Here is a 6,679-nt window from a genome sequence, read left to right on the forward strand (position 1 = left end):
GGAGACACCCCGGCCATCCCCGCCGCGGCGGGGCGCCGGGTCGTGAGCCCGGAAAGCGACTCACTTCACGAGCACCATCTTGCGCGTGTCCCGCGCGGCGCCGGCCGTCAGGCGGGCGAAGTACGTCCCGGCCGCCACCGGCCGGCCGCCGGCATCACAGCCGTCCCAGGCGATCTCGTGCCGTCCGGCTTCGCGCACGCCGGCGGCCAGGGTGCGCACCCGCCGCCCGTCCAGGCCGTAGACCGCGATCTCGACCGGACCCCGCCGGGGGAGGTCGAAGACGAGGGTCGTGCGCGGGTTGAACGGGTTGGGGAAGTTCCCGGCAAACCCGGCGGCTGCGGGAACCGGGTCGCCGCCGTCCGGCGCCGCGAGGTCCAGCGCGACGTCACGGTTGCCGGTGTCGCGCGCGGTCAGACGCAGGTCGAGATCGGGCAGGGAGACCGGGGCGGTCAGGCGCAGGAGCTCGCCGGTGCCCCGGAACCCGGCGCCGGCGCCGAACACGGCCAGGCCGACGTCGAGGCCCGCCGCCGGCGTGTCGCGCAGGAAGGTCGGTGCCGCCTGGGCCGCCACCAGCGGGCCGGGCGTCACCGCCACCGTGCAGCCCGCGGGCACCGCGGCCTGCAGGCGCAGGCCCTGGAAGTCGCCCGCCGCGACCACGTCGAGGGCGAGGGCGCGGTCCGAGACGCGGCGCCACGCGAACCGCGGCAGGCCGGCGGCGGCCTTCGCCCCCGGCGTGACGACGGTGTAGTTCAGCGCGAAGACCATCATGTCCTCGAAGCCCACCTCGGCGTCGACGCCGGGTTCGGGAATGCCGCGGGGGCTGCGCGTGTCGGTCGGGCCCACGTTGCACTCCGGCAGGTAGGCGGCGGCGGTGTCGGCCAGGCCGTAGGTGGTGCCCAGCAGGGTGATGTCGTGGATGATGTCGACGCTGCCGTCGTAGCCCGCGGCGCCGGCCACGTCGCCCAGCCAGTAGTTGGTGGCGCGGCCGGTGCTCGTCGGCCCGGCCGGTCCGGTCTGCAGCACCATGTCGGTGACGAAGCCCGCCACGTAGCGGATGGCCCGCGGCGTCACCGCCCAGTCGGCGGCCGTGCCCGTGGTGTCGAACACCGCGTCGCCGGCGAGGTGGTCGGCCGGGTAGGCGGGGGCGGCGGTGGCGTAGGCCGGATAGTCGTCCCACGTGGCCGTGCGGAAGACCACCTGCCACGGGTTCGCGTCGCTGGCCGCGGCGTCGGTCCAGGCCAGGTGGATCTTCTCGTGGCCCGGCAGCACCGTCAGATCCTGCAGGGCCGTCGGGGGCGTGTTGTCCGCGGTGATCCCGTCGCTGCCCGTGCCGACGTTGCCGCCGGAGTCGGTCGCGGTCACGGTGACGGTGATCGTCCCGTCGGCCGGCGTGCAGGTCGCCGCCGCCACGTTCCAGGTGGCCACCGGTGCGGTCCAGTCGTCGGGCGCCGCGTCGGCCGCTCCCCCCAGGCCGCTCAGGTCCGCCGTGATGCCCGACGCCCCGAAGCCGGGATCCTCGTCGGTCACGGTGGCCGTCACCACGAGGGCGTCCCCGTCCTTCACGAAGTCGTCGGTGTGGGGCAGGGTGGAGTTGGCGATGGCCACGCCCGCCACCACCGGCGCGCCGATGTCGACCAGGACCACGGCGTCCAGGGCGGTCACGCCCGTCACGTCGAGGTTGTCCGGATCGCGCAGCGCGGACAGGGTCAGGTCGAGGGCCGTCTCGCCCGCCTGGCCGCCCACGCCCGTCAGCGTGACCTTGCCCAGTTCCCCGCTCGCGATGCCCGGATCGGCGCCGCCGATGGCCGCATCGACCCGCGCCTGCCCGCTGCCCAGCGGGACGACGAAGAAGGTCGCCGCCCCGGCGAAGGGGCCGTTGTCCGGCCGGGCGAACGTCGGCGTGACGAGGGCCGGGTCCCAGGCGACGACGATGGAGTAGCCGGCGACGTTGGCCGAGCCCCCGCCCGTGTAGGACCACACGAGGTCGACGGCGGGCGTGGCGGCGGTCAGGGAAACGGTGTCGGGGACGCACACGATGTCGGCCCGGGTCGGCACGGCACCGACCAGCAGCAGGGCGAACAGGATGGTGGGGAGCGCGTGGCGGAACTTCGTCATGACGGGAACTCCTCGCAGCAATCGGGCCGTCCAGGGAACGGACCCGGATGACGCGGCCGCCGGCACCGGCGGTCGGGGCGAGAAGTGCGACGCAGGGGACGTCGGTGTGTGGCGTGTGGGCAAGGAGCCCCGGCGTGGGGCGGATGTCTCGGCCGCGGCTGTGGGCGGGAGCCGGCGGCCGGCGGACCGGATGGGTCCGCCCGGAAATGTCCCCCTCGGGACCGGGCCGCCGCCGCCCCGCGGGGTGCGGCCGCACCGGTCCGTCTGGAGTCATCTTACGGCGGCGGCAGGGAGGCAGCAACACCGATTCGGCGGCACGGTCGCGGCAGTCCGCCGCCGGCGGCTTGACGCCGCCCGGCATCTCTGTTTTCCTGCTCCCGACGACGCCTCCGCCCGCTTCCCGAAGGGACCGACCCGTGGCCACCGCACCGACCCCGTACAAGGGCATCATCCTGGCCGGCGGCACCGGCAGCCGCCTGCATCCGCTCACCCTGACGGTGAGCAAGCAGCTGATGCCGGTGTACGACAAGCCGATGATCTACTACCCGCTGAGCACCCTGATGCTCGCCGGAATCCGCGACATCTGCCTCATCACCACGCCCCAGGACCAGCCGGCTTTCCGCAAGCTCCTCGGCGACGGCGCCGGCTGGGGTCTGAACCTGGAGTACGTCGTGCAGCCCACGCCGGACGGGCTGGCCCAGGCCTTCGTCCTGGCCGAGGAGTTCCTCGCCGGCAGCCCGGCCTGCCTGATCCTCGGCGACAACATCTTCTACGCCCAGGGCCTCTCGCGGAAGCTGCAGGCCACGGCCCAGCGCGAGACCGGCGGCACCATCTTCGCCTACGTGGTCCAGGACCCGCACCGCTACGGCGTGGTCGAGGTGGGCCCCGACGGCCGGGCGATCTCGGTGGAGGAGAAGCCGGCCCGGCCGAAATCGAACTACGCGGCGACGGGCCTGTACTTCTTCGACCGCGACGTGGTGGCGATCGCGCGGTCGATCCGCAAGTCGGCCCGCGGCGAGTACGAGATCGCCGACGTCATCACCGCCTACCTCGAGCGCGGCGACCTGAACGTGGAGATCCTCGGCCGCGGCGCGGCCTGGCTCGACACCGGCACGCACCAGTCGCTGCTCGACGCCGGGCAGTTCATCCGCGTCATCGAGGAGCGCCAGAGCCTGAAGATCGCCTGCCCCGAGGAGATCGCCTGGCGCATGGGCTTCATCGACGACGCGCGCCTGGCCGCCCTGGCGGCGCCCCTGCGCAACAGCGGCTACGGCGACTACCTCCTGCACCTGCTCGAGGGCGGACGATGAACGTCGTGATCACCGACATCCCGGATGTCCTCGTCTTCGAGCCGCAGGTCTTCGGCGACCACCGGGGCTACTTCCTGGAAACCTGGCGCGCCGACACCTACGCCGCCGCGGGCATCGATCTGCCCTTCGTGCAGGACAACCAGAGCAGTTCCGGCCGCGGCGTGCTGCGCGGGCTGCACTACCAGATCCGCCGGCCCCAGGGCAAGCTGGTGCGGGTGCTCAGCGGCCGCGTCTTCGACGTGGCGGTCGACCTGCGTCGGGCCAGCCCGACCTTCGGGCGCTGGACGGGTGTCGAACTCTCGGCGGAGAACCACCGCCAGTTCTGGGTGCCGCCCGGCTTCGGCCACGGCTTCTACGTGCTGAGCGACGGGGCCGAGTTCGCCTACAAGTGCACCGACTACTACGCGCCGGAGCACGAGCGGGTCATCCGCTGGGACGATCCGGCCATCGGCATCGCCTGGCCGCTGGTCGCCGGGGTCTCGACGGTGCTTTCGGACAAGGACCGCGGCGGCGTGGACTTCGCCGCGGCCGAGGTGTTCCCGTGATCGGGCGGCCGGGGCGGCCCGGCGGCGCGCCCGCGTTCCGCATCGGGCAGGGCTGGGACCGGCATCGCCTCGCGGCGGGACGGCCCTGCGTTCTGGGCGGCGTGGCCTTCCCGGAAAGCCCGGTGGGCCCCGAGGCCCATTCGGACGGCGACGTGGTGGCCCACGCCGTGGCCGACGCGCTGCTGGGGGCCCTGGCCCTGGGCGACATCGGGCGGCATTTCCCGGACACGGACCCCAGGTGGGCGGGCGCCGACAGCCTCGCCCTGCTGGCGCGGGTGCGGAAGCTGGTGTCGGCGCAGGGCTACGACGTGGTCAACGTGGACTGCACGGTCATCGCCGAGGCGCCGCGCATCGCACCCCGCGCGGACGAGATGGCCCGGGCCCTCGGGCGCGCCCTCGGCGTCGGGGCCGACCGGGTCTCGGTCAAGGCCACCCGGGGCGAGGGCGTCGGCCCCGAGGGGCGGGGCGAGTGCCTGACGGTCCAGGCGGTGGCCCTGCTGCAGGGCCGGGCGCCGGTGGATGGCTGAGTTCGGACTTCAACGCGGGTCCTGCGCGGACCGGGAGCAAGCATGAGGATCGCGGTGCTGATGGGGGGCGATTCCCCCGAACGGGAAGTCTCCCTGGCGTCGGGGCGGGCCGTGGCGGGCGCCCTGCGGGAGCGCGGCCACGAGGTGGAGGAGATCGATCTGGCCCGGGTGGCCGACGTCATCGGCCTGGACGCCCTGCGCCGGGTGGACGTGGTCTTTCCGACGCTTCACGGCGGCCAGGGGGAGGACGGCCACCTGCAGGCCCTGCTCGACGTCCTCGACATTCCCTACGCCCTGTCCGGGCCGCGGGCCAGCGCCATCGCCATGGACAAGGCCATCACCAAGCAGGTCATGCGGGCGGCGGGCATCCCCACACCCGACTGGCTGCAGGTCACCTGGGACCGCAGCGCGGCCCGTCCGGGGGCCCTGGCCGCCGGCGACGCCGCCGCCGAGGCCGATACCGGCGGGCTGACCGTAGACACCGTCTTTCGCCGGGCCGCCGCCGAGATCGGCTTTCCCCTCGTCGTGAAGCTGAACGGAGCCGGGAGCTCGGTCGGGGTCGAGATCGTCGATCGCCCGGACCAGTTCACGGCCGCCCTCGAGCGGGTCCTGGCGGCTCCGTGCCGCTCCTGCATCAATCTGCTGATCGAGAAGTTCATACCGGGCAGGGAGTTGACGGCCACGATCCTCATGGGGCGGCGGCTGCCGCTGCTCGAGATCCGGCCCCGCGAGGGCTTCTACGACTACCGGAACAAGTACACCGCGGGGGCCAGCGAGTACCTCGTGCCCGCGCCGGTCCATTCCCCGGTCTACGAGCAGATCTGCGCCGACGCCCTCCGGGTCTACGAACTCCTCGGCTGCCGCGGCGTGGCCCGGGTCGACTTCCGGCTCGATGGCGACACCTATAAGTGCCTGGAAATCAACACGATACCTGGAATGACGGCCACCAGTCTGGTGCCGAAGGCGGCCGCGGCGGTGGGCATCGGCTTCGGCGACCTGCTCGAGGACATCTGCCGGGCGGCCCTGGACCCGGATTGAACCCGCGGCCGGGGGTGCCCGGCGGCCCTTCGGGCGACCGAACCGGGCGACTTTCCGGCGGCCCCGGCGGCCCCCCGGACGGGGGCTCCGCGGGGGGCTCCGGCCGGGTCCCGGCAGCCAAATAATTGCGCTGATCTTCTTGACTTCGGCTTTTGGCGCATTATATATTCCCGGACCCAAATCGGTCCCGGTCTGTCAACTGGGCGCCCCGGGCGCCCATGTCGACATGCTTGGGCCGATTGTTGACTGAACGCCGGTGAGGACGACGCGGCGCAGGCCGGCACGAATGGGAGCTGGCGTAGCTCAATTGGTAGAGCTCCTCACTTGTAATGAGGTGGTTGGGGGTTCAAGTCCTCTCGCCAGCTCCAGTCGACCGGAGATTCTCCCGCCACGGCGGGAACCATGGATGCGGACGCGGATTTCACCGGCCCGGAGAGTTCCGGCAGATCGCCGGCATGGCCTGTCGATCGCCGGCGGGAGTTGCCGGAACCGGTGGCGGACGTTTTCGTGGGGGGGTGCCCGAGTGGTCAAAGGGAGCAGACTGTAAATCTGTCGGCTACGCCTACGGAGGTTCAAATCCTCCCCCCCCCACCATCCGGCCTTGATCGACGAGTCAGGTAGGACCGATTCCGCTGGGAACGGAGCGGGAATAGCTCAGTTGGCAGAGCATCAGCCTTCCAAGCTGAGGGTCGCGAGTTCGAACCTCGTTTCCCGCTCCAACAGCGGAAACGGATCGAGATAACAGGTCGGGTCCGGCAGGATGCCCCACTCGACCCCCGGGCCCCCGGGTCCGGTTGGCCGGAGCGATCCGGCCGCACGAACCTCGACGTCATCGCCCGGTCTCCGGGTATGCGCCGGACGGATCCGCAGTCGAGGGGGCCAGACAACACGATACGGGAGCCCACGTAGCTCAGTCGGTAGAGCACTTGCATGGTAAGCAAGCGGTCAGCAGTTCAAATCTGCTCGTGGGCTCCATCCGTACTTCCGTCGAGTAAGGTCGCACATCACGCTTTCGGTTATCACGGTTAGTGGTCATCACCTTCCATGGGAGGAAGCCGCCAATGGCACGCGAAAAGTTTGAACGGACTAAGGATCACGTGAACGTCGGCACGATCGGTCACGTGGATCACGGCAAGACGACCCT

The 6,679-nt window shown here is 71.8% G+C and carries 6 protein-coding genes and 4 tRNA genes; 9 read left to right on the plus strand and 1 reads right to left on the minus strand.

Annotated features, from left to right (window positions below; translation table 11 throughout):
* Positions 1-60: 60 nt before the first annotated feature.
* The gene (locus tag KDM41_16455) at positions 61-2,115 is read right to left on the minus strand and encodes a hypothetical protein (GenBank protein MCB1185021.1); all 2,055 of its coding nucleotides are present in this window, start codon (positions 2,113-2,115) and stop codon (positions 61-63) included.
* 206 nt (positions 2,116-2,321) lie between these two features.
* Between KDM41_16455 and rfbA the strand changes: the two genes are divergently transcribed.
* The 9 genes from rfbA to KDM41_16500 form a co-directional block, all read left to right on the plus strand.
* Positions 2,322-3,425 (plus strand): glucose-1-phosphate thymidylyltransferase RfbA, encoded by a 1,104-nt coding sequence (gene rfbA, locus KDM41_16460; protein ID MCB1185022.1) that lies wholly within the window; start codon positions 2,322-2,324, stop codon positions 3,423-3,425.
* Entirely contained in the window at positions 3,422-3,970 is a 549-nt protein-coding gene (rfbC, locus tag KDM41_16465; protein ID MCB1185023.1) for a dTDP-4-dehydrorhamnose 3,5-epimerase, read from the plus strand. The genes rfbA and rfbC overlap by 4 nt, the downstream gene beginning before the upstream one ends.
* Positions 3,970-4,497, plus strand: a complete 528-nt coding sequence (ispF, locus tag KDM41_16470; protein ID MCB1185024.1) for a 2-C-methyl-D-erythritol 2,4-cyclodiphosphate synthase — start codon at positions 3,970-3,972, stop codon at positions 4,495-4,497. Before rfbC ends, ispF begins: the two co-directional genes overlap by 1 nt.
* A gap of 42 nt (positions 4,498-4,539) precedes the next feature.
* Positions 4,540-5,535, plus strand: a complete 996-nt coding sequence (locus tag KDM41_16475; GenBank protein MCB1185025.1) for a D-alanine--D-alanine ligase — start codon at positions 4,540-4,542, stop codon at positions 5,533-5,535.
* 292 nt (positions 5,536-5,827) lie between these two features.
* Positions 5,828-5,903, plus strand: a tRNA-Thr gene (locus KDM41_16480).
* Positions 5,904-6,044: 141 nt separating this feature from the next.
* Positions 6,045-6,129: transfer RNA gene (locus KDM41_16485), tRNA-Tyr, on the plus strand.
* A 49-nt stretch (positions 6,130-6,178) separates the two neighbouring features.
* Positions 6,179-6,254, plus strand: a tRNA-Gly gene (locus tag KDM41_16490).
* Positions 6,255-6,434: 180 nt separating this feature from the next.
* Positions 6,435-6,510 (plus strand) — tRNA-Thr (locus KDM41_16495).
* Between the two features lie 86 nt (positions 6,511-6,596).
* Positions 6,597-6,679, plus strand: an 83-nt coding sequence (locus KDM41_16500) for an elongation factor Tu (protein ID MCB1185026.1), incomplete at its 3' end; no start/stop codon positions are given.

It is taken from the genome of bacterium (assembly GCA_020440705.1).
In the GTDB taxonomy this organism is placed as follows: Bacteria; Krumholzibacteriota; Krumholzibacteriia; order LZORAL124-64-63; family LZORAL124-64-63; genus JAGRNP01.